Annotated in this window: 21 protein-coding genes; 8 read left to right on the forward strand and 13 right to left on the reverse strand. The window is 64.1% G+C overall.

Annotated features, from left to right (window positions below):
• Window positions 1-349: 349 nt before the first annotated feature.
• Window positions 350-1,270: a LysR substrate-binding domain-containing protein gene (locus ABEH27_RS24190; protein WP_346615987.1), complete on the reverse strand. Its 921-nt coding sequence runs from the start codon at window positions 1,268-1,270 to the stop codon at window positions 350-352.
• A gap of 187 nt (window positions 1,271-1,457) precedes the next feature.
• On the opposite strand from ABEH27_RS24190, the gene ABEH27_RS24195 reads away from it, so the two are divergent.
• The 6 genes from ABEH27_RS24195 to ABEH27_RS24220 all read left to right on the forward strand — a co-directional run bounded on the left by ABEH27_RS24195 (window position 1,458) and on the right by ABEH27_RS24220 (window position 6,697).
• Window positions 1,458-2,207 carry an SDR family NAD(P)-dependent oxidoreductase gene (locus ABEH27_RS24195; RefSeq protein WP_346615988.1) on the forward strand — a complete coding sequence of 250 codons (750 nt, stop codon included), beginning with the start codon at window positions 1,458-1,460 and terminating at the stop codon, window positions 2,205-2,207.
• Window positions 2,208-2,282: 75 nt separating this feature from the next.
• Window positions 2,283-3,581, forward strand: a complete 1,299-nt coding sequence (locus tag ABEH27_RS24200) for an MFS transporter (protein WP_346615989.1) — start codon at window positions 2,283-2,285, stop codon at window positions 3,579-3,581.
• 46 nt (window positions 3,582-3,627) lie between these two features.
• Window positions 3,628-4,476 carry a transketolase gene (locus ABEH27_RS24205; RefSeq protein WP_346615990.1) on the forward strand — a complete coding sequence of 283 codons (849 nt, stop codon included), beginning with the start codon at window positions 3,628-3,630 and terminating at the stop codon, window positions 4,474-4,476.
• Window positions 4,473-5,471: a transketolase family protein gene (locus ABEH27_RS24210; RefSeq protein ID WP_346615991.1), complete on the forward strand. Its 999-nt coding sequence runs from the start codon at window positions 4,473-4,475 to the stop codon at window positions 5,469-5,471. The genes ABEH27_RS24205 and ABEH27_RS24210 overlap by 4 nt, the downstream gene beginning before the upstream one ends.
• A gap of 193 nt (window positions 5,472-5,664) precedes the next feature.
• Window positions 5,665-6,051, forward strand: coding sequence for a VOC family protein (locus tag ABEH27_RS24215; protein ID WP_346615992.1), 387 nt, complete (start codon window positions 5,665-5,667; stop codon window positions 6,049-6,051).
• Between the two features lie 76 nt (window positions 6,052-6,127).
• A complete protein-coding gene (locus tag ABEH27_RS24220; RefSeq protein WP_346615993.1) occupies window positions 6,128-6,697 on the forward strand; it encodes a hypothetical protein in 570 nt (189 codons plus the stop codon).
• Window positions 6,698-6,827: 130 nt separating this feature from the next.
• On the opposite strand, the gene ABEH27_RS24225 is transcribed toward ABEH27_RS24220, so the two are convergent.
• The 4 genes from ABEH27_RS24225 to ABEH27_RS24240 all read right to left on the reverse strand — a co-directional run bounded on the left by ABEH27_RS24225 (window position 6,828) and on the right by ABEH27_RS24240 (window position 12,801).
• The gene (locus tag ABEH27_RS24225) at window positions 6,828-8,501 is read right to left on the reverse strand and encodes an MFS transporter (protein WP_346615994.1); all 1,674 of its coding nucleotides are present in this window, start codon (window positions 8,499-8,501) and stop codon (window positions 6,828-6,830) included.
• A 242-nt stretch (window positions 8,502-8,743) separates the two neighbouring features.
• Window positions 8,744-9,163, reverse strand: a complete 420-nt coding sequence (locus ABEH27_RS24230) for a VOC family protein (RefSeq protein ID WP_346615995.1) — start codon at window positions 9,161-9,163, stop codon at window positions 8,744-8,746.
• 76 nt (window positions 9,164-9,239) lie between these two features.
• Window positions 9,240-10,166, reverse strand: a complete 927-nt coding sequence (locus tag ABEH27_RS24235; RefSeq protein WP_346615996.1) for an alpha/beta fold hydrolase — start codon at window positions 10,164-10,166, stop codon at window positions 9,240-9,242.
• Between the two features lie 130 nt (window positions 10,167-10,296).
• Window positions 10,297-12,801 (reverse strand): UvrD-helicase domain-containing protein, encoded by a 2,505-nt coding sequence (locus ABEH27_RS24240; RefSeq protein ID WP_346615997.1) that lies wholly within the window; start codon window positions 12,799-12,801, stop codon window positions 10,297-10,299.
• Window positions 12,802-12,987: 186 nt separating this feature from the next.
• On the opposite strand from ABEH27_RS24240, the gene ABEH27_RS24245 reads away from it, so the two are divergent.
• On the forward strand, window positions 12,988-13,686 hold the full coding sequence (locus ABEH27_RS24245) for a pirin family protein (protein ID WP_346615998.1): 699 nt from the start codon (window positions 12,988-12,990) through the stop codon (window positions 13,684-13,686).
• Window positions 13,687-13,825: 139 nt separating this feature from the next.
• On the opposite strand, the gene pgm is transcribed toward ABEH27_RS24245, so the two are convergent.
• The 8 genes from pgm to ABEH27_RS24285 all read right to left on the reverse strand — a co-directional run bounded on the left by pgm (window position 13,826) and on the right by ABEH27_RS24285 (window position 24,346).
• Window positions 13,826-15,463 carry a phosphoglucomutase (alpha-D-glucose-1,6-bisphosphate-dependent) gene (gene pgm, locus ABEH27_RS24250; protein WP_346615999.1) on the reverse strand — a complete coding sequence of 546 codons (1,638 nt, stop codon included), beginning with the start codon at window positions 15,461-15,463 and terminating at the stop codon, window positions 13,826-13,828.
• An 86-nt stretch (window positions 15,464-15,549) separates the two neighbouring features.
• Entirely contained in the window at window positions 15,550-17,811 is a 2,262-nt protein-coding gene (locus tag ABEH27_RS24255; RefSeq protein ID WP_346616000.1) for an ATP-dependent DNA helicase, read from the reverse strand.
• On the reverse strand, window positions 17,808-19,457 hold the full coding sequence (locus ABEH27_RS24260) for a VRR-NUC domain-containing protein (RefSeq protein WP_346616001.1): 1,650 nt from the start codon (window positions 19,455-19,457) through the stop codon (window positions 17,808-17,810). Before ABEH27_RS24260 ends, ABEH27_RS24255 begins: the two co-directional genes overlap by 4 nt.
• 111 nt (window positions 19,458-19,568) lie before the next feature.
• Window positions 19,569-20,060, reverse strand: a complete 492-nt coding sequence (locus ABEH27_RS24265; protein WP_346616002.1) for a GNAT family N-acetyltransferase — start codon at window positions 20,058-20,060, stop codon at window positions 19,569-19,571.
• 63 nt (window positions 20,061-20,123) lie between these two features.
• Entirely contained in the window at window positions 20,124-21,470 is a 1,347-nt protein-coding gene (locus tag ABEH27_RS24270) for a PLP-dependent aminotransferase family protein (RefSeq protein WP_346616023.1), read from the reverse strand.
• Entirely contained in the window at window positions 21,460-22,833 is a 1,374-nt protein-coding gene (locus ABEH27_RS24275; RefSeq protein ID WP_346616003.1) for a hypothetical protein, read from the reverse strand. Before ABEH27_RS24275 ends, ABEH27_RS24270 begins: the two co-directional genes overlap by 11 nt.
• 49 nt (window positions 22,834-22,882) lie before the next feature.
• Complete coding sequence (locus tag ABEH27_RS24280; protein WP_346616004.1) at window positions 22,883-23,044, reverse strand: hypothetical protein; 162 nt, start codon at window positions 23,042-23,044, stop codon at window positions 22,883-22,885.
• A 279-nt stretch (window positions 23,045-23,323) separates the two neighbouring features.
• Complete coding sequence (locus tag ABEH27_RS24285; protein WP_346616005.1) at window positions 23,324-24,346, reverse strand: zinc-dependent alcohol dehydrogenase family protein; 1,023 nt, start codon at window positions 24,344-24,346, stop codon at window positions 23,324-23,326.
• Between the two features lie 206 nt (window positions 24,347-24,552).
• On the opposite strand from ABEH27_RS24285, the gene ABEH27_RS24290 reads away from it, so the two are divergent.
• On the forward strand, window positions 24,553-25,467 hold the full coding sequence (locus ABEH27_RS24290) for a LysR family transcriptional regulator (RefSeq protein ID WP_346616006.1): 915 nt from the start codon (window positions 24,553-24,555) through the stop codon (window positions 25,465-25,467).
• The last annotated feature ends 73 nt before the right edge of the window (window positions 25,468-25,540 follow it).

Genomic DNA, 25,540 nt, shown 5'->3' on the forward strand with positions numbered 1-25,540 from the left:
CGATGCGCAAGCTGCTGCACCTGGTTTACGGGGTGGTGAAGTCGGGGATACCGTTTGATCCCAAAATCGCTCTTGCAGGGTGAGGGTCAAGACGGTATCTACATTTGTTGCAACGTGCCATGGCCTGATAAGCCATAGTTGTCAGCCTTAGTGGCTCGACGAGGTTTTTCGGCTGGCACTGCTGCCGCCTCACCTGTCTTTAGTCATGCGCCAAGGCGGACAACCATGGCCTGACTGGAATGGCACGTTGCAACAAATGTGGGAGCGGGCTTGTCCCGCGAAGCGCCGCGCGGGCGGCGCTCGATCTCAAGGGCCCTAAAAAATCATCGGCGAACTCCGCACCGCCACCTCAATAGCTGAAATCATGCCCCAACTGCCCCTGCATCCACGCCAGAAACCGCCGCACCCGCGGCAACTCCGCGTGCCCTCGCGGAAACACCAGGTGGTGCGCGCTCACCGGGCTGGCCTGCTCGGCGCCAAACACCGCCACCAACTGCCCACGCGCCACATAGTCCTGTGACAGCAACGAGCTTTCCAGGGCAAAGCCATACCCATGGCTCGCCGCCTCCAGGCTCATGTACGAGCGGTCGAAACTCAAGGCGAATGGCGCCTGCGGCAGCGATACACCCTGCTGGGCAAACCACTGCGGCCATTGCACCAGTGCCGACTCGGACAGAATCAGGTTTTGCCCCAGCAGGTCGGCGGGCTGCTGGATCGGCTGGCGCTCCAACAGGGCCGGTGAGGCCAATACCGTGGTGCGTTCGTGGCGGATGGTGCGCACTTCCAGGCTCGGCCAGTTGGGGTAACCGTGGCGGATGTCCACGTCGATCTGGTGGCGGCCGAAATGCAGCGCCTCGTAGGAACAGGACAGGTTGATCTGAATGTCCGGGTGGCTGGCGCGGAACTGCTCCAGCCGCGGCAGCAGCCAGAGCAGGCCAAAGCTCGGCGCCGAATGCAGGCGCAGGCAATCGAAGCCCACGGCACTGCCGGCGCGTTCCGTGGCCGTGGCCAGGCTCTGCAAAATGCCGGACACCTCACGCAAGTACTGGTCGCCCGCAGCCGTCAGGGTCACGCCCTTGGCTGTACGCAGAAAAAGCGGGCGGCCAATCAACGCCTCCAGGTTGGCAATCTGGTGACTGACCGCCGAAGGCGTCAGGTTCAGTTGTTCGGCGGCGCGAGCGACGTTGCCAAACCGCGCCGCCTGCTCGAAGGCCTGAATTGCTTTCAGCGGTGGGAGCTGAAGGGGCTTCTTGCCCGTGTCGTGATTCATCGAATTCCTTGGGTGAACTGGCTGAGGCGTTGCCAGCCTACGTGGCCGACAACCGCCCCGTGCTGAATTTTTTTCAGCATAGGCTGAACCGCACTGCGTTGCCCAGTGCCGGCGCGGGTACCAAGCTGTGCTCATCGGTTCTGCCTGGAACCGCTGCTCACAACAACAATCATCCGGAGCACTGCCCATGCTACTCGAAGGCAAGATTGCAATCGTCACCGGCGCCGCCTCTGCGCGCGGTATCGGCCGCGCCACTGCCCAGGCCTTTGCCGCCCAAGGCGCCAAGGTGGCCATCCTCGACCTCGACCTGAATGCCGCGCGGGATGCCGCCGCACTGCTCGGCGAGGGCCACCTGGGCCTGGCCGCCAACGTGGCTGACGAAGCGCAGGTGCGCGACGCGGTGGCCGAGGTGCTGGCCCACTTCGGCCGCATCGATGTGCTGGTCAACAACGCGGGCATTACCCAGCCCGTGAAAACCCTGGAAATCACCGGCAAGGACTACGACCGCATCCTCGACGTCAACCTGCGCGGCACCCTGCTGATGTCCCAGGCCGTGATCCCGACGATGCGCGCCCAGCGCTCGGGCAGCATCATCTGCATGTCGTCGGTCTCGGCGCAACGTGGCGGCGGTATCTTCGGCGGCCCGCACTACAGCGCCGCCAAAGCCGCTGTACTTGGCCTGGGCAAAGCCATGGCGCGTGAACTGGGGCCGGACAACGTGCGGGTCAACGCCATCACGCCCGGGCTGATCCACACCGACATCACCGGCGGCCTGATGCAGGACGAGCGCCGCCACGCCATCATCGAAGGCATCCCGCTGGGCCGCCTGGGCGAAGCCGGGGACGTGGCCAACGCCGCGCTGTTCCTGGCCAGCGACCTGTCCAGCTACCTGACCGGCATTACCCTGGACGTTAATGGGGGCATGCTGATCCACTAAGCGACACGGCATGATATTTCGCATCTGAGCCCCGCCACGGCGGGGCAATCGATAACAACAAGAGATCAGATCGACATGACTACACTCGTCCTCGATGCGGCGACCGCCGCGCGCAGCCATGCCTACCGCAAGACCGCCTGGCGGCTGATGCCGTTTCTCATGCTGTGCTACCTGTGTGCCTACCTCGACCGGGTCAACGTCGGTTTCGCCAAACTGCAGATGATGGACGACCTGGCGCTGTCCGAGGCGGTTTACGGCCTGGGCGCGGGCATGTTCTTCATTGGCTACTTCCTCTGCGAGGTGCCCAGCAACATCATCCTGCACAAGGTCGGCGCGCGGCGCTGGATCGCCCGCATCATGATCACCTGGGGCATCATCTCGGCGCTGTTCGCCTTCGTCGAGACAGCCTGGCAGTTCTACACCCTGCGCTTCTTCCTCGGGGTCGCCGAGGCCGGCCTGGCACCGGGCCTGCTGCTATACCTGACGTACTGGTTCCCTTCCTATCGGCGGGCCAAGATGACCGCCCTGTGGTTCATCGCCATCCCGCTCTCGGGCATGGTCGGCGGGCCGCTGTCCGGCTGGATCATGGAGCGCTTTGCCGGCGTGCATGGCTGGGCCGGCTGGCAATGGATGTTCCTGCTGGAGGCGATCCCCACGGTGCTGGTGGGCATCCTGGTGCTGAGCTACCTGAAAGATGGTGTCGAGCAGGCGCACTGGCTCAACGATGAAGAAAAGGCGCTGGTGCGCAAGGAGCTGGCCGAAGACGAGCAGCACAAGGTGCATCACGGCTCGGTGGGTGATTTCATCCGCGACCGGTGCCTGTGGTTACTGGCGGGCATCTACTTCTGTGTGGTCATGGGCCAGTACGCCATTACTTTCTGGCTCCCGTCGCTGGTGCGCAACGCGGGCGTCAGCGAGCCCTTGCACATCGGCCTGCTGACCAGCCTGCCATACCTCTGTGCAATCGGCGTCATGCTGCTGGCCGGCCGCAGCGGCGACCGCCACCGCGAACGCCGCTGGCACCTGGCGATCCCCATGCTTGCCGGGGCCCTGGGCCTGACCCTGGCCGCACTGTTCGCCAGCCACCTGAGCCTGTCGATCCTCAGTTTGTGCCTGGCCGCCGCCGGTATTCTGTCTGCCTCGTCGCTGTTCTGGATGTTGCCGACCACCCTGTTGGGCGGTGTTTCGGCAGCCGCAGGTATCGCGGCAGTCAACAGCTTCGCCAACCTGGCCGGGTTCTGCTCGCCCTTCCTGATCGGCTGGGTCACCAGCACCCTGGGCAGCAACGCCATCGGCATGTACCTGATCACCGCCGTGCTGATCTTCGGCGCCGGGCTGGTGTTCCGCATTCCGGCCAGCCTGGTCAACCGCTAACCCGTCTGCAACCAACTGTGTAATTTCCTCTGCAAGGAGTCTCCCCATGAACGCCGTACCCGCTACCCCGGGTGCGCTGCCTCTGGCTGCGCGCGCCCACAACATTCGTCGCCATGCCCTGCGCATGGGCCAGGTCCAGGGCCAGGGCTACATCGGCCAGGCGCTCGGCGCTGCCGACCTGCTGGCAGTGGCCTACTTTCATGCCCTGCGCATGGACCCGGCCGACCCCGAATGGGAGCACCGCGACCGCTTCTACCTGTCCATCGGCCATTACGCCATTGCCCTGTATGCGGCGCTGATCGAGGCCGGTGTCATCCCTGAAGACGAACTGGAAACCTACGGCAGCGACGACAGCCGCCTGCCGATGTCCGGGATGGCGGCCTACACCCCCGGCATGGAAATCACCGGCGGCTCGCTCGGCCATGGCCTTGGCATCGCCGTTGGCGCCTGCCTTGGGCTCAAGCGCAAAGGCTCGAGCAACTGGGTGTACAACCTGCTTTCCGACGGTGAACTGAACGAAGGCTCGACCTGGGAAGCGGTGATGTCCGCCAGCCACCGCAAGCTCGACAACCTGATCGCCATCGTCGACGTCAACAACCAGCAGGCCGACGGCCACTCCAGCGAGATTCTCGCCTTCGAGCCGATCGTCGAGCGCTGGCAGGCGTTCGGCTGGTATGCGCAACGGGTCGACGGCAACGACCTCGATGCCTTGGTCAAGGCCTTCGACCAAGCCCGTGCGCATAGCGCTGCGCAACCGCGGGTGATCATTTGCGACACGCGCATGGGCAAGGGGGTGCCCTTCCTCGAAAACCGCGACAAGACCCACTTCATCCGTGTCGACGAACACGAATGGGACCTCGCCCTGCAAGCACTGGACGCCGGGAGCCACGCATGAACAGCCAGACCGCACCGCAAAAACGCCTGACCACTTCGGCGATGATCGCCTCGATTGCCGCCGAGGGCCAGCCAACCCGGCCGGCGCCGTTCGGCCATGCCCTGGCAGCGCTGGCCGAGCAGCGCCAGGACATCGTCGGCTTGAGCGCCGACCTGTCCAAATACACCGACTTGCACATCTTCGCCAAGGCCCACCCAGACCGCTTCTACCAGATGGGCATGGCCGAACAATTGCTGATGAGCGCTGCCGCTGGCATGGCCCGCGAAGGCTTTACCCCCTTCGCCACCACCTACGCGGTGTTTGCTTCACGGCGGGCGTACGACTTCATCTGCATGGCCATTGCCGAAGAGAACCTCAACGTCAAGATCGTCTGCGCCCTGCCCGGCCTGACCACCGGCTACGGCCCCAGCCACCAGGCCACGGATGACCTGGCGATCATGCGCGCCATGCCCAACCTGATGATCGTCGACCCCTGCGATGCGCTGGAAATCGAGCAGGCGGTGCCGGCCATCGCTGCCCACCAAGGCCCCGTGTACATGCGCCTGCTGCGCGGTAATGTGCCGTTGGTGCTGGACCGGTACGACTACCAGTTCCAGCTGGGCAAGGCACAAGTGGTGCGCGGCGGGCGCGACGTGCTGGTGATTGCCAGTGGCCTGATGACCATGCGCGCGTTGGAGGCAGCCGAGCAGCTACACAAGGATGGCGTGGACGTGTCGGTGCTGCATGTGCCGACGATCAAGCCGCTGGATGAAGCAACGATATTGGCCGAGGCGCGCAAACCGGGGCGCCTGGTGGTGACGGCGGAAAACCACTCGGTCATTGGTGGCTTGGGTGAAGCAGTGGCCGGCGTGCTGTTGCGCAATGGCGTGACGCCGACCTTCCGCCAGATCGGGCTGCCTGATGCGTTCCTCGATGCGGGGGCGCTGCCGACCTTGCATGACCGGTACGGGATTTCCACCGAGGCTGTGGCGCAGCAGATCAAGGGCTGGCTGTGATCTGCTAGCGGCACTACCGGCCTCATCGCGGGCAAGCCCGCGCCTGCACAAAAGCACCGAATCCACGTGCGGTGCGGTAACTGCAGGCGCTGGCTTGCCGGCGATGAGGCCGGTACTGACAGCCAACCCGGCTGGAGAATCAGCCCAGACCGTCTTTACTGGAAGTTAAACAGCCGCAGGAAGGTGTGCGCCTATGAAGATCGTTGTCACCAGCATCCTCGTCGACGACCAGGCCAAGGCCTTGGCTTTCTACCATTACGTGCTCGGTTTCGAGCCCAAGGACGATATACCCCTGGGCCAGCATCGCTGGCTCACCCTGACCTCCCCCCACGAACCCAACGGCGTCCAGCTGGTGCTGGAACCCGATAGCCACCCTGCGGCCAAAACCTACAAGGCAGCGCTTCGACAGGATGGCATCCCGGCGACCTCCTTCGGCGTGCGCGACATCCAGGCCGAATACACACGCTTGTGCAAGGCCGGTGTCAAATTCACCCAGCCACCGACCGACCTGGGCCCGGTCACCGTCGCGGTGTTCGACGACACCTGTGGCAACCTGATTCAGATCGCCCAGAAGCATTGACGCCAGGCCATGGCAGGCCAACGTTGCATTCGCTACATTTGCTGCAGTTCCCGGTGCGCCACAACAAGGAAAACCAATGCGCCACGAATTCAGCGAAGTGCTCAACGACCTGGTCGATTACTTGCTGGTCGGCGACATCCAGTTGCTCGACCGCTTCAAGCATGAACATGGCCTGCCCGACGACCTGGCCAGCGAATTCACCCATAACGACAGCGGTGACCAGGCGGTGCGCGAGGGTGTCGTGCTGCCTTTGGCCGGGGTCGACAACCTGCCCTACCACATCATCTTCACCCTCGATGGCGCCACCCCGGCCCTGCTCGAACCGGGCAGCCGCCTGAAGCACCGGCGTAACGGCTATGTGCTGCAGGTCGAATACCGTGCGGTGATGGTGTACACCTGGCGCATCCTCCAGCATTTCACCAACAAGACCCTCGGCGACCTGCTGGCGCGCTATCAGGTGCCGGGGCGGCCGATCATCGAGCTGGAGAACGGCTGGTATGACGTCGAGGTGCTGGGGGGCGCGGTGGTGCGTGACGGTTTGTACGAGCCCGCGTTCGAGTTCGTCTTGACCAAGCGCTGGAGCCGGGGTGAAGCCAAGGACGTGGATATCGGCTACGCCTTCAGCTTGCGTGGGTATTTCGACTGACGGTGTTTTTCAATACCGGCCTCATCGCCGGCAAGCCGGCTCCCACAGGTACGCCACTGCTTCGAAGGCTGGTGGAGTACCTGGGGGAGCCGGCTTGCCGGCGATGAGGCCCGAAAGCCCTACACAAGGCTCAAGTAATTTCCCGGTCCTTGGTCTCCGGCAGGAAGAAGATCCCCAGCACCGCCGTCATTACCGCGATCACGATCGGGTACCACAGCCCGTAGTAGATGTCCCCGGTGGCCGCCACCATGGCAAACGCCACGGTCGGTAGAAAGCCGCCGAACCAGCCGTTGCCGATGTGGTAGGGCAGCGACATCGAGGTGTAGCGGATGCGCGCCGGGAACAGCTCCACCAGCCAGGCTGCGATCGGCCCGTAGACCATGGTCACGTAGATCACCAGGATGGTCAGCAGCAACAGCACCATCGGGTAGTGGATTTTCGCAGGGTCCGCCTTCTCGGGGTAGCCGGCCTCTTTCAAGGCCCCGGTCAAGGTTGCGGTAAAGGCGTCGCCCTGGGTCTTCAGCTCGGCTGCCGGCAGGCGGCTGCCGTCAAAGCTTGGGATCACCCGTTCGCCAATGCGGATCTGCGCCACACTGCCGGGCTCGGCCTTCACGTTCTGGTAAGGGATTGCACGCTTGGCCAGCAGGCTCTTGGCGATGTCGCAGGAGCTGGTGAATTTGGCCTTGCCCACCGGGTCGAACTGGAACGCGCACTGGTCAGGGTCGGCGACCACCACCACAGGGTTCTGCTCCTGGGCGACGAACACGTCCGGGTTGCCGTACTCGGTCAGCGCCTTGAAGATCGGGAAGTAGGTCAGCGCGGCGATGATGCAGCCTGCCATGATGATCTTCTTGCGCCCGATGCGGTCGGACAGGCTGCCGAAGAAGATGAAGAACGGCGTGCCGATCAGCAACGACCCCGCAATCAGCAAGTTGGCCGTCTGCGGGTCGATCTTCAGCGTCTGTAACAGGAAGAACAACGCATAGAACTGCCCGGTGTACCACACCACCGCCTGGCCGGCGGTGCCGCCGAGCAGCGCCATGATCACCACCTTGAGGTTCTCCCAGCGGGCAAACGACTCCGTCAGCGGCGCTTTCGACGCCTTGCCCTCGGCCTTCATCTTCAAGAACACCGGCGACTCGTTGAGCTGCAGGCGGATGTACACCGAGATCGCCAGCAGCAGGATCGACAGCAGGAACGGAATGCGCCAGCCCCAGGCTTCGAACGCCTCGGTGCCCATCGCTGTGCGGCAGGCCAGGATCACCAGCAACGACAGGAACAGCCCGAGGGTCGCAGTGGTCTGGATCCAGGCCGTGAAGAAGCCACGCCGGCCCTTGGGCGCATGCTCGGCGACATAGGTGGCCGCACCGCCATACTCGCCGCCCAATGCCAAGCCCTGCAGCAGCCGCAGGCTGATCAGGATCACCGGCGCGGCCACGCCGATCGTGGCATAACTGGGCAGCAGCCCGACTATCGCCGTCGACAGGCCCATGATCACGATAGTGATCAGGAACGTGTGCTTGCGCCCGATCATGTCGCCCAGCCGGCCGAACACGATGGCGCCGAACGGCCGCACGGCAAACCCCGCTGCAAAGGCCAGCAGGGCAAAGATGAACGAGGTGGTTTCGTTGACGCCGGCGAAGAAGTGCTTGGCGATGATCGCCGCCAGTGAGCCGTAAAGGTAGAAGTCGTACCATTCGAACACGGTACCCAGCGAGGAGGCGAAGATGACCTTGCGCTCCTCCTTGGTGATACCCCGTTGGGGCGCGCTACTGCCCGTGGATGCGCTGTCGAGAACCGCCATGGGTTGCCTCCGGATTGTGGTTATCGCAGGCCGGAGTACCTCACACCCATTTCACCGTCGCACCCAGGCCCTAGGGCTTGCTTTGGTTGCGCGAAGCACGACGAGGCGGGCCGCCTCGGATCGCAGCAAGGTATTTGAAGCATAATCGGCTTTGCCGGGATGTCCACTTGCCAGCACCTGCGAATGCCATTACCCCGGAAACTGCCGCCACCTCAGCCAACGGGCGCATCACCTGAGCCCGGTCATAAGCCCTGCGGCACTGGCCCTTTGAGTTCGACCTGGTTGCCATCCGGGTCGTAGCAATACAGCGACGGCCCCTCGCCTTCGGCGCCGTAGCGCTTTTCGGCAGGCTCCACGGCCACACCGTTTGCTTGCAGATACAGGGTCAATGCCTGCTCATCGAACGGCTCGATACGCAGGCAGAAGTGGTGCAGGTTGCGCCCCTCAGGCCCTGGCGCGGCGCCGCCTGGGCGGCCCAGCGGGCCATCGAGGGTGACCAGGTCGATCATTGCAGTACCGGTGGCCAGGTGGACCATCCCCAGGTCGTCGCGCACCCTGCTCACCGTGCAACCCAGCAAATCGCGGTAGAAGGCCACGCTGCGTTGCAGGTCGCTGACCCGCAACACCAGGTGGTCGATGTGCTTGATGGCGAACGGTCGCATGCCGGATCTCCTTGTGGCGCGGGCGGGGTATCGTGCACCACCATAGCGCATCGGCAGGCCGATCGACCATTACCGGTTATTCGTTGACCAGCCGTTGCAGCAGCCCGCCCTCATGGCGCGCCAGCACGCGCAGGATCTGATCGACCAGCGCACGGTCCGGTGCCTCCAGGTGAAAATGGTGGCCCCCTGGGTGCCAGGAGACCCGCGCATTGGCGGGCAATGACGCCTCGCGCCGTTCAAACGCGCCTGCGGTGAATGCGCCCTGCCGGCCTAACATCAGGTACAGCGGGCAGCGGATTTCCCTGAGCAAGTCACAGGCTTCCCGCTCGGTCAATGGCATGGGCTCTGGCAGCACCAGGCGCGGGTCGTGGCGCCAACAATAGCCGTCGGCCAGTTGCAGCAGGTCACGCTGAGCCAGTACACGGGCGGCCTCCTCCGACAATTCACCATCCAGGCGACGGCGCCGTTGCTGCATGGCCGTTTCGAGGTTGTCGAAGCGGCTAGCATCCGGCTCGCCAAAACGCTGCAACTGGCTGCGCTGGAGCATGCGCTTGAGCCGGTAGGCGCGGGCCAGGTGCTCTACCCGGCTGCCTTCACTGACGGTGAACGGCGCGCCCATGCCGTCGATAAAAATCATGCTGGCTATGCTGCTGGTCATGGCTGCCAGCAATGAAGCAATGCCGCTGCCCATGCCGTGGGCCAGCACATGGAATTGCGCCAGGCCGAGGCTGTCGGTGACCGCCAGCATGTCCTCGGCGTGCTCCCAGAGGTAGTAGCCACTGTCGTGGCGGCGATGGTCGGAGCGGCCGTGGCCGACCAGGTCGGGGGCGACCACGAAGCAGCCGTCGAGCAACGGTGCAAGCCGCTCGAACGACGCGGCATTGTCCAGCCAGCCGTGCAGGGCCAGCACAGGTATGCCGTCTTCCGGCCCCCAGGTGCGGACCGCTATTTCGATACCGTTGAGGTCAAGCAAATGATCCTTGGGGCTGCACGGTGAGCGCATCGTGATTCTCCTTGGCCCATGGCGTGCTTCACCCTCTCGCAGATGCGCCGTGGCTGCTGGCCCGCTACCGACCCAGACGTGCGCGAGACCGACCTTTACCCAGGCAGGCTGAGCGAAGTCGCTTTTGCCCTCACTGGCCGCGCAAGTCCTCGAAGAACACCTGCCGGCCATCCACCTGGCTGGAGGCCCGCGAAGCGCCCGGCGCCTCGCCCTGGGTGGCCTCGACATGCCAGTAACAGTGCCTGACTGCGCGCGTCACCGCGACGTAGGCCAGGCGCTGCACCTCTTCCTTCTGCGCCGTGTCGAACGGTTGCGCGTCGCCCGAGCGACCCAGCCCGGCCAGCCGATACACCTGGTTCTTGTACGGTGAACTGGTCAGGTATTGACAGTCGCCGAGCATGAACACGGCATCGGCCTGCAGCCCCTTGGCGCTGTGATACGTCAACTGGCGCAGGCGGCGCTGCTCTGCAGGCAACGCCGCTTCGGCCTGCAGCACATTCTGCAGGTGGTCGTTCATCAGGGCTTTGTCGCTGCCCCTGCGGTACAGCAGCATCACCGACTCGCCGCGTTGGTAATGCTCGATGAGCGTCTCGCCCAGGACGGCCTCGTCTCGGTCGAAGACCCTGACCGGCGCGCCAGGCAACTCGGCGGCAGGCCCACTGGCACGCGCCTTCTTTCCAGCAATGGCCGGGGTGCCCTTTACCAGGTGCTCAGCCGCATCAATCACCTGTTGTTGGCACCGGTAGTTGTCCACCAGCATCACCCGTGTGTTGGCCGGTGACGGGAACGCCTTGGTGAACTCCATGAAGTACTTGGGCGAACTGCCACGCCAGCCGTAGATCGACTGCCAGTCGTCACCCACGCACAGCAGCGAGGAATGCTGGGCGTTGCGGCCCGTGTGCATGCTCGGGCCACGGCGGCGGATCTCGGCGAGGCTGGCGCGCAGCCAACTGACGATTTGCGGGGAGACGTCCTGGAACTCATCGATCATCAGGTGTGCCAACGGCCTGAGCAACGGGTCCGGCAGCAGTTGCAGGTTTTCCGGGTTGTTTTCGCCGAACAGGGCGAACATGCGGTTGTAGCTCATCACCGGTGGCGACTGGTTCAGCAGGTGCGCCTCGAGGGCCTTCCAGTACAGTGCCAGGGCCTCGAAGAACAGCGCATCGCTGTCACCGGACGGGAAGCTCATGGCCGCCACGGCACTGTTCACCTCCAGGCCCAGGTTCTCGATAAAGCTTGCCGCACCTACGAAGGCATCAAGCAACGGCGCCGGGGCCAGTTCGCCTTTGACCTTGTACTCGAAGCCCGGCCCTGCCACCGCATCGCCCGCCAGCGAAGCGGCCAGGCGCCGGGCCATGGCGTAGTTGTCCAGCCAGATCAGCGGCTTGTCGCAGAATGCCTGCAGCAACGTGCGCTTGACCGCCCATTCCGCCCGCACTGCCAGCTTGGCGCCAGGGCGCTGGTATTGGGCGCTTTCCGACGGGTCGAAACCCAGCACCACCCAGGCATCCAGGCCCTCCAGGCGGCCATGCACATGGAACCGGCTGCCGCGGATCTCGACCGTTTCGCGGCACGGCTCGATACCGTTGATCGGCCACACGCCGGCGGCGAACCACAAGTCCTCGATCACGTCGCACAGCTCTTCGTCGCGCTGGGCGGCCAGTTGGGTCACCTGCACGCGCTTCTGCACATCGGGGTGGTCCGGGTCCAGCGGTTTGAGTTGCAGGGCATCACGGCGCAGGTGCGCGACAATCTCGGTAAAGCGTGGGCTTTCGGCGAGCAGGTCGCGATAGCACAGGTTGAGCTGCTGACGCTGGGCGTCGTTCAGGCGCAAGTCGAATGGGTTGCTCTCGGCATCCGCTTCGCGCCCCGCAGGCATTTCGTTACCCAGGGTCTCGAACGCGCGCACCTGGCCGAACCCCGGCAGGCTGCGCACCAGCGGCAGTATGCGCGAATGGAAGGTGCGCACGAGCTCGCGTGCGCGGGCGGGCGGCAGGTCGAGCTGCCACAGCCCGAACACCTCCACCAGGCGCTTGATGAAGTCCTTGCGTGACTCACGGGTGAAGGTCACCACGGTCATCGCATCCAGCTCATAGCCCAGGTAATGGCGCAGCAGCAGAATGCGCAGCACCAGCGAGGTGGATTTGCCCGCCCCGGCCCCGGCCACCACGCAGGTGGACGGTGTGTCGCTGAAAATCAGCTTCCACTGGGCCGCGCTGGGCTGGGCTTGGGCAGGCAGGCGCTGGGCGACGTCGGCCTTGAAGCGCTTTTTCAGCTCTGCGGTCAGCGGCAGGCGCCAGTCGTCGAACAGATTATCGTCCTGGCCAGGCACCGCGGCGGTGGCCGGGCGCGCATCACGAATCACCAGCACCTGGCGCCCCGCCTCGTAACCTTCGACCCGCCCCTGCTCCAGGCCATCACGCAGCCCATCTGCATGGCCACTGCGCTGGCCGGTGGCGTGGCCAAGGAACCAGGAATCGCGGTGTTGTGCCTGCAGGCGGCTGAGGCCACGGCCCAACAGCCGCGCGGCAAGGCGCCGCAGCCAGGGCAATTGGGCGGGCGGGGTCAGTTCGGCTGGGGCCTGGGGTTGCTCGTGGGCCACGGTCACTCCGTTGAAAATTGAATCAGCCTGCATGTTCGCCGCATCGGCAAAAAATCGCCAGCGAATGCTTGCAGATCAGTGGATTAGGCGATGAATCGCACAGTTTACATCGCTATATCCAATCTACTTATTCGATTGTATTCAGCCAATATTCACGCTTATTTTCGATCTTTTTTTGCAGCATGATTACGCCATTCCACTGATTAAAGGAGCCCGACCATGCTGCAACTGCGACCGTTCGAAGGCCTCGGCCACGCCAACCACGGCTGGCTCGACGCCCACCACCACTTCTCGTTTGCCGAATACCACGACCCGGCACGCATGCACTGGGGCAACCTGCGGGTATGGAACGACGACCTGATCGCGGCTGGCAGCGGCTTCCCGCCACACCCGCACCGCGACATGGAAATCATCACCTATGTGCGTGAGGGCGCCATTACCCACCAGGACAGCCTGGGCAACAAGGGCCGTACCGAGGCAGGTGATGTGCAGGTGATGAGTGCCGGCAGCGGCATCGTGCACAGCGAGTACAACCTGGAAGAGGTCGACACGCGCATTTTCCAGATCTGGATTGTGCCGGAGCGGGTTGGCGATGCACCGTCGTGGGGTACCCAGCCGTTCCCCAAAGGTGAGCGCGGCGAAGGCTTCGTGACCTTGGCCAGCGGCCGGGCGGGTGATGAGCAGAGCTTGCAGATCCGCACCGATGCGCGCCTGGTGGCGGCTACCTTGCAGGCAGGTGAGACGGCTGAATACCGCTTCGATGCCGGGCGCCGGGGGTACCTGGTGCCGGCCAAAGGGCTGGTGGAAGTCAACGGCTTGCGCGCCAAGGGCCGTGATGGCGTAGCGATCGAAGAGGAAGAAGTGCTGCGGGTAACGGCCATTGAGGACAGCGAGATCGTGCTGGTCGATGTGGCTTGAGTATGGGGGGCCGCTGTGCGGCCCATCGCCGGCAAGCCGGCTCCTACAGGTTTAGCAGTGGCCCGTAGAGCGGTGCAACACCTGTAGGAGCCGGCTTGCCGGCGATGGGCTGCAAAGCGGCCCTCTTTCATCAGGTCAATCAAGCAATTGCGGCATCCACCAACACCTGCGCTTCTGCCACCAGGCGCTGCAAATGCGCCTCGTCGATAAAGCTCTCGGCGTAGATTTTGTAGATGTCTTCGGTCCCCGAAGGCCGCGCGGCGAACCAGCCGTTGGCGGTCATCACTTTCAAGCCACCGATGGCCTGGCCATTGCCCGGTGCATGGCTGAGGATCTGCTCGATCGGCTCGCCCGCCAACTCGGTCGACTTGACCTGCTCCGGCGCCAATTTGCTCAGCAGCGCTTTCTGGCGCGGATCGGCCTTGGCTTCCACACGGGTGGCGAATGGTTTGCCCAGCGCGTCGGTGAGGTCGGCATAAGCCTGGCTCGGATTGCGACCCGTACGTGCAGTCATCTCCGCAGCCAGCAGGGCCGGAATCAGGCCGTCCTTGTCGGTCGCCCAGACCGAACCGTCCTTGCGCAGGAACGACGCACCGGCACTCTCTTCCCCCCCGAAACCCAACGAACCGTCGAACAGGCCTTGAGCGAAGTACTTGAAGCCCACCGGCACTTCATACAGTTCACGGCCCAGGCGCTTGGTAACCCGGTCGATCAGGCCGCTGGACACCACCGTCTTGCCGACGGCAGCGTCGCTACGCCACTGCGGGCGGTTGCGGTACAGGTAGTCGATGGCCACGGCCAGGTAGTTGTTCGGCTGCAGCAGGCCATCGGCGGTGACGATGCCATGCCGGTCGTGGTCCGGGTCGCAGGCGAACGCCACGTCGAAACGCTCGCGCAGGCCAATCAGGCCTTGCATGGCATAAGGCGAGGATGGGTCCATGCGGATCTGGCCGTCCCAGTCGACGGTCATGAAGCGGAAGGTCGGGTCGACCTCGGTGTTGACCACTTCCAGGTCCAGCTTGTAATGCTCGGCGATTGCCGACCAGTAGCGCACCCCTGCCCCACCCAGCGGGTCGACGCCCAGGCGCAGCTTGGCGTTGCGGATGACGTCGAAGTCGATGACGTTTTCCAGATCGGCAACGTAGTTGCTCACATAGTCATGGCGGTGGGTTGTCGGTGCCTGCAGCGCCTGGGTGTGGTCCATGCGTTTGACGCCGGCAAGCCCTGCGGCCAGTAGTTCGTTGGCCTTGGCCTCGACCCACTTGGTCACGTCGCTGTCGGCCGGGCCGCCATTGGGTGGGTTGTACTTGAAGCCACCGCTCTGCGGCGGATTGTGCGACGGGGTGATGACGATGCCGTCGGCCAGGCCCTGTGTACGGCCACGGTTATAGCAGAGGATCGCGTGGGACACCGCCGGCGTCGGGGTGTACTCGTCGTCCTTGGACAGCATCACCTGCACGCCATTGGCGGCCAGCACTTCCAGCGCGCTGGCAGCGGCCGGCGTCGACAGCGCGTGGGTGTCGGCGCCAATGAACAGCGGGCCATCGATGCCCTTTTCCTGGCGATACAGGCAGATGGCCTGGGTAATCGCCAGTACGTGGTCTTCGTTGAAGCTCAGGTCGAACGAGCTGCCCCGGTGCCCTGAAGTGCCGAAGGCCACGCGCTGGGCCGCCACGGACGCGTCGGGGCGGCCAGTGTAGTAAGCGGTGAGCAGGCGGGGAATATCGACCAGCACGCTGGCCGGAGCCGGCTTGCCTGCCAAAGGACTGAGCGTCATGCAAAAACCTCGAGTTCAACGGATGTTGGAGTTTGAACACGCAGTGTACTGGGAGTTGCAATGCCATGCGAAGGGCTTGCCTGGGATTATTCGCTGGCTGTCTGCCACCAGCTGGGGAACATTTGCTGCACCCGCGCCTCAGCGAAACGCTCATCGATCAACACCAGCACCCCACGGTCCTGATCGCCGCGGATGACGCGCCCTGCGGCCTGGATCACCTTGCGTACGCCTGGGTACAGGTAGGCATAGTCGAAACCGGCGCCGAACTGCCGCCCCAGGCGTTGCTTGAACTGTTCGTTGACCGGGTTGACCTGAGGCAGCCCAAGAGTGGCGACAAACGCACCGATCAGGCGGGTGCCGGGCAGGTCGACACCCTCGCCAAAGGCGCCGCCGAGCACAGCAAAGCCGACGCCCTGCCCATCCGGGGCAAAACGCGCAAGAAATGCCCCACGCGCGGCTTCATCCATGCCCGGCGCTTGAGCCCAGGTCGGTATCGCCGGGTGCCGCTCGGCCAATAGCGCGTGGACCTGCTGCAGGTATTCGAAACTGCTGAAGAACGCCAGGTAGTTGCCCGGCTGACGCTGGTACTGCTCGGCGATCAGCGCGACGATCGGCGCCAGCGATGCCTGGCGCTCGCGGTAACGGGTGGAGACCTGGCTGGCGATGCGCACTTCGAGCTGCTCGGCACGAAACGGCGCCGCCACTTCAAGCCAGGCGGTATCCGCCGGCATGCCCAGCAGGTCGGTGTAAAAATGCCGGGGGCTGAGGGTGGCCGAGAACAGCGTCACGCTGCGCGCCGCCTGCATGCGCGGGCCAAGCAGGCGTGCGGGGGTGACGTTACGCAAGCACAGGCTGGCCAGGCGCCGCTTGCGCGGGCCTTCGCGCAGGCTCACATCGAACAGGAAGTGCTCATCGAACAGTTCGGCAACACGGCTGAACTGCAACGCCTGGAAGAAAAACTGCAGCACCTGCGCATCCACTTCAGTGGGCCTTTCGTTCAGGCGCTCCTGAATCAGGCCGATGCACTGCTGCAGCGCACGCAAAAAGGCATCCGGTAATTGCGCAGTGGCCTGATAAGGCGCGCGTTGCTCCTTGTACAAGGCATTCCACTGGCGATTGAGCCGGTCCAGCGCGCTGACCAGGCCTTGCGGCTTGCTCTGGCGCAAGGCCATCAGTTGCCCCTGGTCAAGGCTGGCGCTGTACATGCTGCGGCCGCGCTCCACCAGGTTGTGCGCCTCGTCCACCAGCACCGCCACCCGCCACTGGTTGGCCTGGCTCAGGCTGAACAGCAAGGCGTGGGCGTCGAAGTAATAGTTGTAGTCGGCTACCAGCACGTCCACCCAGCGAGCCATCTCCTGCCCCAGGTAATACGGGCAAACCTGATGCGCCAGGGCAACGTCGCGCAGGCGGGCGCGGTCCAGCATCGGCAGCTGGGCAGCTGCCTCACGCGCGGCGGGCAAACGGTCGTAGAAGCCTTTCGCCAACGGGCAGGATTCGCCATGGCAAGCTTTGTCCGGGTGTTCACAGGCCTTGTCGCGGGCGATCAGCTCCAGGGTTCGCAACGCCGGCTGCGGCGAGGCGTCGCTGACCTGCTGCAGGGCGTCCAGCGCCAGTGCCCGCCCAGGCGTCTTGGCGGTCAGGAAGAACAGCTTGTCGAGCTGTTGCGGCACCATGGCCTTGAGCAGCGGGAACAGCGTGCCGAGGGTTTTGCCGATACCGGTACTGGCCTGGGCCATCAGGCAGCGGCCGGTGCTGACTGCCTTGTACAGGGTTTCGGCCAGTTGCCGCTGGCCCTGGCGAAACTGCGGGTAAGGAAACGCCAGCGCCTGCAGGCCCTGGTTACGCTCGGCGAGCCGCTGCTCCTGGCCATGGGCCCAGGCCAGAAAACGCTGGCACTGGGTTTCGAAGAAGGTTTGCAGCGTGTCGGCGCTGTAGTGTTCGCTGATCAGCGTCTGGCCATCGTTGTCGACATGCAGGTACACCAGCGCCACCTCGATGGCCGGCAACTGCCGCGCCTGGCACATCAGCCAGGCGTAGACCTTGGCTTGGGCCCAGTGCAACTGGCGGTGGTTGGCCGGCTGCCGGGCCAGGTCGCCACGGTAGGTCTTGATCTCTTCCAGGCGGTTGGCAACCGGGTCGTAGCCATCGGCGCGGCCACGTACCTGAAGGCCTTGGTAGCTACCTTCGAGGGCAACCTCAGCCTCATAACCAGCCGCACGCCGGGCCACTACCCGGCGATGCCCTTCGATACCCTCCTGGGCAGTGGGCGACGGGGTGAAGCGCAGGTCCAGGTCACCGACCTTGGCGCTGAACTCACACAAGGCACGCACCGCTACCCGGTAACTCACGCTGCCTCGCTCCAGCGCACATGGCACACCGCTACCGGCAGGCCGTGCTCGGCGCAGAATTCCAGCCAGCGCAATTGGTTGTCTTGCAGGCGGTCGCCCGGCCCCTTGACCTCGACCATGCGGTAAAGGCCCTGCTCCGGCCAGAACTGGATCAGGTCAGGCATGCCGGCGCGGTTGTTGCGAATGTCCTGCAGCAAGCGCAGGAAGCAGTGTTTGAGGTGCGCGGCCGGCAGGCAGGCCAATGCCTGCGTGAGCAAGGCGTCGCTGAGCATTGGCCAGAACACGAACGGCGATTGCAGGCCTTGCTTGGCCGCGTAACGGTCGAGAATGGCCTGGTGATGGGTACCGTCGTCGAGGCGCCCCAGGCAGGCGTCGAACTGAGCGGCGCGCCGTGCCTGGAAGTCACAGTCGTGCAAATCCTGGGGGGCGGCCTGGAAGGGGTTGAAAAAGGCACCGGGCACCGGGGCGAAGATCGCGTCCCAGCACAACAGGCCGAACAGGCTGTTGAACAGCGTGTTCTCGACGTAATGAACCTCACCACCCGCTTGCGCCAGGTGTTGCCGTACCGCCTCTTCGACACCCAGCGCGGCGTGCTCGCGCGGCAGCTCCAGCTCGATCACCGGCGCGGGCGCAGCGCGCCGGCGTGGCTGGGCGGGCCCGCCCAGTTTGCGCGCCAGGCGTGGCAGCACGCGTTGCAGCGCTTGCACCTCCAGGGGGTTGGCCGGTGCTTCGGCCAGTTGCACTGCCAGCGCGTGGGCCTGTTGCCAGCGCTCGCTGCGCTCCAGCACACGCACCTGGCGAATACGCGCTTGCGCGTGGCTGCTCTGGGCATACACCGCAAGGGCCAGGTCCCAGTCGCCCAGGCGTTCGCACTGCTGGCCGAGGGCAAACAGCAAGCGGCCGTGGCGCCGGGCCAGCCACGGGTTGTCACTGTGCCAGCCCGCCAATGCCTGAACAATCGACCCTGGCCCTTCCCCCTGCTCCAGGCGCTCGGCGCACTGGTGCAAGGCCAAGGCCAGGTCCACCTCGCTGCGCTGCTGCAAGGCGCGCGAGCCGGGGCTGAACGGCACCTGCTCGAAGCGCAGGAGGCCAAGGTCGGCAAGGACGAACTCCGACCAGTCCTGGTACAAATTGCCGAAGAACAGCAGGCGCATGCGGTCGCACAGAGGCTGCAGGCACCATTGCACGATGCGCACCGGGGCCTGCGCAAACCATTCGGACAATGGCCTGGGCGCCGGCGCCAACGCTTGAAGTTGCGAGAGCAGGTCGCTTTTGGCGGCGCGCGGGCGGCTCAGCAGCCCGGCGAAACCGCTGGCGAGCTCGTCCTTGCGCAGCAGGGCAAACAACTGCTCCAGGCTCAGGTGCTCGGGTTCGCGTACCCAGCCCAACGCCTCCAACGATTGCAAGGCACTGCAGGTATCGCCGATTTCGGCGTACTCGAGGCGGTCACTGCGAAACAGCTCGCCCTTGCGCATCACCATGCGCACCATCAGGGCCTGGGCCGGCGCGTCCAGCCCGGCAAATGCCTGCATGAAGGCCAGCTCGTGCGGGTCGAGCAGGTCGGCATAACGTTGTTCAACCCACAGCAGCACCTGGCGGAAGTTATGCAGGTAGTAGAGCGGGTCATCGACAGAGTGGGCGATCACAGGGCAGGGTCAGGCAACGAGGACGAGCACTGTTTATACATACAGATAACCCGCCCTGGCAAGCGCCGTGGGTCAGGTCGGCACCCTGCCGACGGATGGCACCGCGAGCACTCAGAGCGACATGATCATTTCATGCCAGGCCATGCCACCATGGTCCGATGGCGAGGGTTTCACATACTGGTAGCCCATCTTGCGATACAGCTCGACATGCTGCTCCTTGCACATCAGGTGGATGCTTTGCTTGCCGAGCGTTTTCATGTGCTGGATGAAGGCGTTCATCAGCACGGTCGCGTAGCCTTTGCCCTGGTAGGCCGGGTCCACCACCACCGACATGATCACTACATTGGCGGCAGCCGGGTCATGCCCCACCAATTCCTTGAATGCTTCATCCGACATCACCACATCGTGGGCGCAACCGCTGTTGATGAAACCCACGACCTTGCCGTCGACCTCAAGGATGAGAAAGCCCTGCGGGTATTCGGTGATACGGGTCTGGATCTTTTCGAGGGTCGCGGCTTCATCGCCCTCGTAGGCACCGATCTCGATCGCGTAACAGCGTTCGGCATCCTTTGGAACGGGGTGGCGCAAGTGCGGCTGGCTCATGGGCAGGCTCCTGAACAGGGGATAACGATGCCGCCATGATACGTGAGATGCCAGGGGGGGCGATCATGCTTCGCTTCCGACCTGCCGGCCGCAACGCAGCTCCAACGCCTGGCTCAACCTGAAAATGGCTTCACGTAGCGCTTCTGGCGGGCCAGCCGTCCAGGCCAGGGCCAGGTAGTGTTGATAACGCCCCTGCACGCTGAACTGCGACCCCGCCAGTACGTGCAAGGCCGGGCCCGACAAACCGGCCACTACCCGATCCGACGGCATGGGCTGCAGCAGTTGCAGCCACAGGACGTGCCCGCCGTCTGGCATTTCATAGGCCACCTGCCCGCCCAGGCAAGCCTCCAGGTGTTGGCAGACCTGCTCCATGCGTAAACGCAGTTCCACGCGCCGCCGGCCCAATTGTTCGTCAACCTCGCCCTTGCCGAGCATCTGCGCCAATGCCTGCTGCCGCACGGGTGGGAGCTGGAAGGCACGCAGGGCAAAGACCTCGGCCAGGGCGCAATGCCTGCTCAGCACATAAGCATAAGGCGCCTCGACGCCGACCAGTGCTTCCAACGAGCCCAGGACCAGCAAACATCGAGGGTCGACCCAGTCGCGCAAACGGCAGCCCGGGGGTGCGGCAAAACAGTGCTCGCTGTCCACGTCATTCTCCAGCAGCCACACAGGGTGACGGGCTAGCAAATGGGCAATCTCCCGCTGATCCTGCGGGGACATCAGCCGCCCCATGGGCATGCTCAGGCAGGATGGCATGATCATCATGCGCACCGACTCACGCCCGAGCAGGCACGCCAGGCGGCGCAAATCAGGGCCGCCATGGTTGTCCAGAGGCACTTCCAGTACCTGCATGCCAACACGCTGCAAAACCCTCAACACGCGCCAGCAGCAAGGGGATGCGACCAGTACCGTGCTGCCCTGCAGCGCCAAACCTGCCAGCAGTGTTTCCAGCAACGCCTGCAGATCAGGGCCCAGGTGTACATCCTCGGCGTGCCACGATTGCCGGGATGATCGGGTGTAGCGTTCTGCCAACACATGGCGCAGGCGAATCTCACCCACGCCTTGCGCCACAGGCGACGCCCTGGCCCCCTGCCGCGCCAGCCTTCGCTCGTGCGCGAACAGCAGGCGCTCCATCGTGGGGTGCGCTGGCGCGGCGGCGTGCGATGGCGGCGTGAGGGGTGCGCCGGCCTTGCCGTCGGCCTGCACGAAGTAACCGGACTTGGGCACTGACAGCACGCGCCCTTCATGCTCCAGCAAGCCATACGCAGCCTGCACGGTGGCCAATGAAACGCGCAAACGCCGTGACAAGGCGCGCAGCGAAGGCAAACGCCGCTGCCCTCCCCTTGCTGTTTCATCGATCAATGTTTCGAGGTAGCGATACACCGTCTGATAGGCGAACTCACGCCTCATCAGAATCACGCCCCGCCGCCGGTCCCGCCGCCCCCGGCGGGCGTCCCAGTAGCGCCAGGTGCACATCGCGCCGTGCCAGGCTGGCCAGCAAGCGCCGCGCGCTGCGGTGCAAGCGCCCGTCATAGACCGCCCGTAACTGGGCAAGCGACAAACCGCTGGTATTGACCAGCCAATCCTTGACCGCATCGGGGCAAGGTCTACCTTGCAAGGCGCGGTGCAGGTAGGGCAATGCCACCAGCATGTCGGCGTGGCGAGATTGCAGAAAGTGCTCAAGCCCGCGCCCGTGGTCTGCGATCGGGCTGTACAACATGCACAGCAGTTGCGTTTGTTCGACACCGTAGCCCTTGCTCAAGCTGGCCTGCAGCATTGGCTGCGGGCCGACGAGGTGCAGTGCTTGCCTGCCGCTTGCAGGCATCCGGCAGCGCGAGCGCAGGTCATGCAACTGCGCCAAGGCCAGCGGGTCGAGAAAGGCCGCCAGTGGCGTGGCCTCCTCCGCCGGTTCGTAGCGGCATTGCATCATCGCATCCAGTTCGCCTTCGCCCAGCAGCTGGGGCAGTAGATCGTCTATGGCAATCAACCGCGTGGGCAGCGCGGGCACCTGATCGCACCCCAGCGTGCCGGGTTCCAGAAGCGGCATGCCGGCCGCATCATGCAACTGGCTCATGTGTGCGGCGAGGGTCGCCATGCACAGGTGCAGGCTTGCCGCCCCTCCACCCCCTGCCAGGCGCAGCGCCCTTCTGGCCCAGGCCAGGTAACGCCGCCGCTGGGGCAGAGGGATGGGGGTGACCCACGCATCAACAATCGGCTCCCCCTCGAGCACCTGGCGCAGGGTAGCGGCAAGCTCAAGGTGCATACGGCTACCCAGCAGCGCTTCCGGGCGCCCATCCACGAGATGACCGAAGAGCAGCAAGGCATCGCGGGCCAACATCCAGGGCTTGGCCACTGCCGACGGCCGACGGCTGAAAGCCACCACCTCCCCGGCGTCGACCATCTGCAACTGCACCCTCGGATCGTCATGCATGAACAAGGCATTGAAGCTGCGTTCGTGGTGTTCCAGCAGCGCGCCGCTGGCTGCAGGCAGGCACACCACCACCACCCGCAGCTGGAAGGTGACCGGCGCACGCAGGGCGATACTCAATTGTGCGGCGCGCAAGATTGCCAGCAGGTGGGCGCTGCGCCGATCGCTGCCCTGCAGCACCAGCAACCTGAAGGTACCGATGTATTCCGGCCCACCTGCAGCCACCAGTAACCGCTGAATCAGCAACTGCAGCGAGGCACGCTGGGCCTGGGACATATGGTTCAACAAGCGTTCCAGCACCTGTTGGTGGATATAGTGCATCGCCTGGTCGTGAATATTGCTCACGTATCACCTCACAACTTCATTCATCCGCCGCACTCCGTGCACACATGCATTAAAAGCGATAAGACGAAGCACGTTTGAAGAAATTTCCTACAAACATTTCGGAAACATTGAAGTGACAAACTACTGTCGCCAAGCCATTGAGCGCGAAGATCCCTGCCGCATGTTTGCTGCCGCACCAAACCGTCGCCCACCAGGGGGTTAACACCTTCATTCCACGCTCCTTGCGCCAAGTATCATTGCGCCATTATCAAGCGCTGACAAACGATTAGAAGATACAGATGCCGGTAAAAAAACCATTCAGCCAAAGTGAAAACTACTGTGCACTTAGCACCACTTCCATTCAAACAATAAGATTTTTCAAGGCATGTAAACGCACCTGCACGACTGGCATTAGTTAGGCAAGCTCATAGGTAAATTCATGTAATACGCCCCTGATCAAAGCCATAAAAAACCCGAGCCAGGCCCGGGTTCTTTTTGCTGCAAACGTGCTTCAGTTCGGCTGCATGTCCAGTACCACCCTGCCACCACAGGGGCACTCATCCATATACCGGTGGGCTGCTACCACCTGATCGAACGGGTACACCTTGATGATCTGCGGTGTCAGCAACTGATCGGCAGTGAACTGGTTGATATCGCGCAAGGCACGCTGCAAGGCCACCTGGTCCTGGCTGATGCCCAACTCGGGCTTGCCGGTGAAGTTGCCGATGCAATGCACATAGAACTGGATGTTCTTCTGGAACGCCGCACAGGCCGGGAACGGCGTCTGGTTGCCCCCTTGCAGGCCGTACAGCACCAAGCTGCCACGCGGCGCGAGCACGTCACCGAGCAGCGACATCTGCGGGCCGCCCATGCCGTCGAGGACCATGTCCACGCCGCGGCCGTCGGTGTATTTGCCAACCTGCAGGAGCAAGTCCTGCTCTTCGGTGACGATCACCTTGTCAGCGCCCAGGCCGAGCAGGTACTCGCGCTGCTCCGGCTCTTTGGTCGCGGCAAACACCTTCAGGCCAAGGGCCTTGCCCAACTGCACGAAAGCAGGCCCGGCACAATGGCTGGCATCGGTCACCAGCGCGGTCTGCCCGGCCTTGGCCCGAGCCAGGTCGACATAGGCAAAGTAGGCGATCAGCAGCGGCGTGTAATGCACACTGGCTTCGATCGGCGAAAGAATGTCCGGGTAACGGGTGATGGCCGTGCGCGGCAGGACGATCACATCGCCATAAACCGGATGCTCGTTGGCGCTGGTGGCCGGGAAACTGGCGACACGGTCGCCCACTGCGATGTCATCGACGCCTTCGCCGACCGCCGTCACCACGCCAGCCATCTCGTGGCCGATGCCCGCCGGCAGGCGGGCCTGGGAAGGTGCCAGGTTCTGCCGCCAGAGCACGTCGTACCAACTCACGCCGATTGCCTCGACGCGAATCTGCACCTCGCCGACAGCCGGGGACGGTTCGGCCTGCTCCTCGCAGCGGAGCACATCGGCAGCGCCGAACTTATGGAACCGGATCATGCGGGACATCGCATACCTCGCCTTTGTGAATCTCGTATTACCACGGACTTTATCCGGGCTTTTGCCGTTAGACCATCAGTGGCTATTAATAGTCGACATGCCTGTCATCGATTGGGCACCTCACATTCCTGTGCATTGGCCCCCATAAATCGGTGCAGGGTAACAGCCTTTGGCCTTAAGATTCACCCCTGCCCCACTTTAGGCGAAGCGCACCGATGAATCGAAACGACCTGCGTCGTGTAGACCTCAACCTGCTGATCGTGTTCGAAACCCTCATGCATGAGCGTAGCGTGACCCGCGCCGCCGAGAAGCTGTTCCTCGGCCAGCCGGCCATCAGCGCGGCCCTGTCGCGCCTGCGCAACCTGTTCGATGACCCGCTGTTCGTGCGCACCGGCCGCAGCATGGAACCGTCGGCCCGCGCGCATGAAATCTTCGCCCTGCTGTCGCCGGCGCTGGACTCGATCTCCACCGCCGTCAGCCGCGCCGCCGAGTTCGACCCGGCCACCAGCAACGCGGTGTTCCGCATCGGCCTGTCGGACGACGCCGAATTCGCCCTGCTGCCGCAATTGCTCAAGCGCATCCGCGCCGAAGCGCCCGGCATCGTGCTGGTGGTGCGCCGGGTCAATTACCTGCTGATGCCAACGCTGTTGGCCTCAGGCGAAATTTCGGTGGGCGTGAGCTACACCAGCGAGCTGCCTGCCAACGCCAAGCGCAAGGTGCTGCGCCGCAGCAAGCCAAAACTGCTGCGCGCCGACAGCGTGCCTGGCAGCATCACCCTCGACGACTTCTGTGCCCGCCCACACGCCCTGGTGTCGTTCGCCGGCGACCTGTCGGGTTTCATCGATGAAGCGCTGGAAGAAATCGGCCGCAAGCGCCATGTGGTGCTGGCGGTCCCGCAGTTCAACGGCCTGGGCAGCCTGCTCGGCGGCACCGACATCGTCGCCACCGTGCCGGACTACACCGCCGATGTGTTGACCGCTGCGGGCGGGCTCAGGGCTGAGGACCTGCCGATGGAGGTGCGCAGTTTCGAACTGCACATGGCCTGGCGCGGTGCGCAGGACAATGACCCGGCGGAGCGGTGGTTGCGGTCGCGGATTCAGATGTTTTTTGGCGACCCTGATAGTCTTTAGGCGATGCCGGGCAGGCTGTTTATCTTATTACTACTGCCTTTCCACAAACCATGGAGCTCCATTCACTTCCAGT

This window comes from Pseudomonas sp. P39-UII1, assembly GCF_039672635.1.
GTDB lineage: Bacteria > Pseudomonadota > Gammaproteobacteria > Pseudomonadales > Pseudomonadaceae > Aquipseudomonas.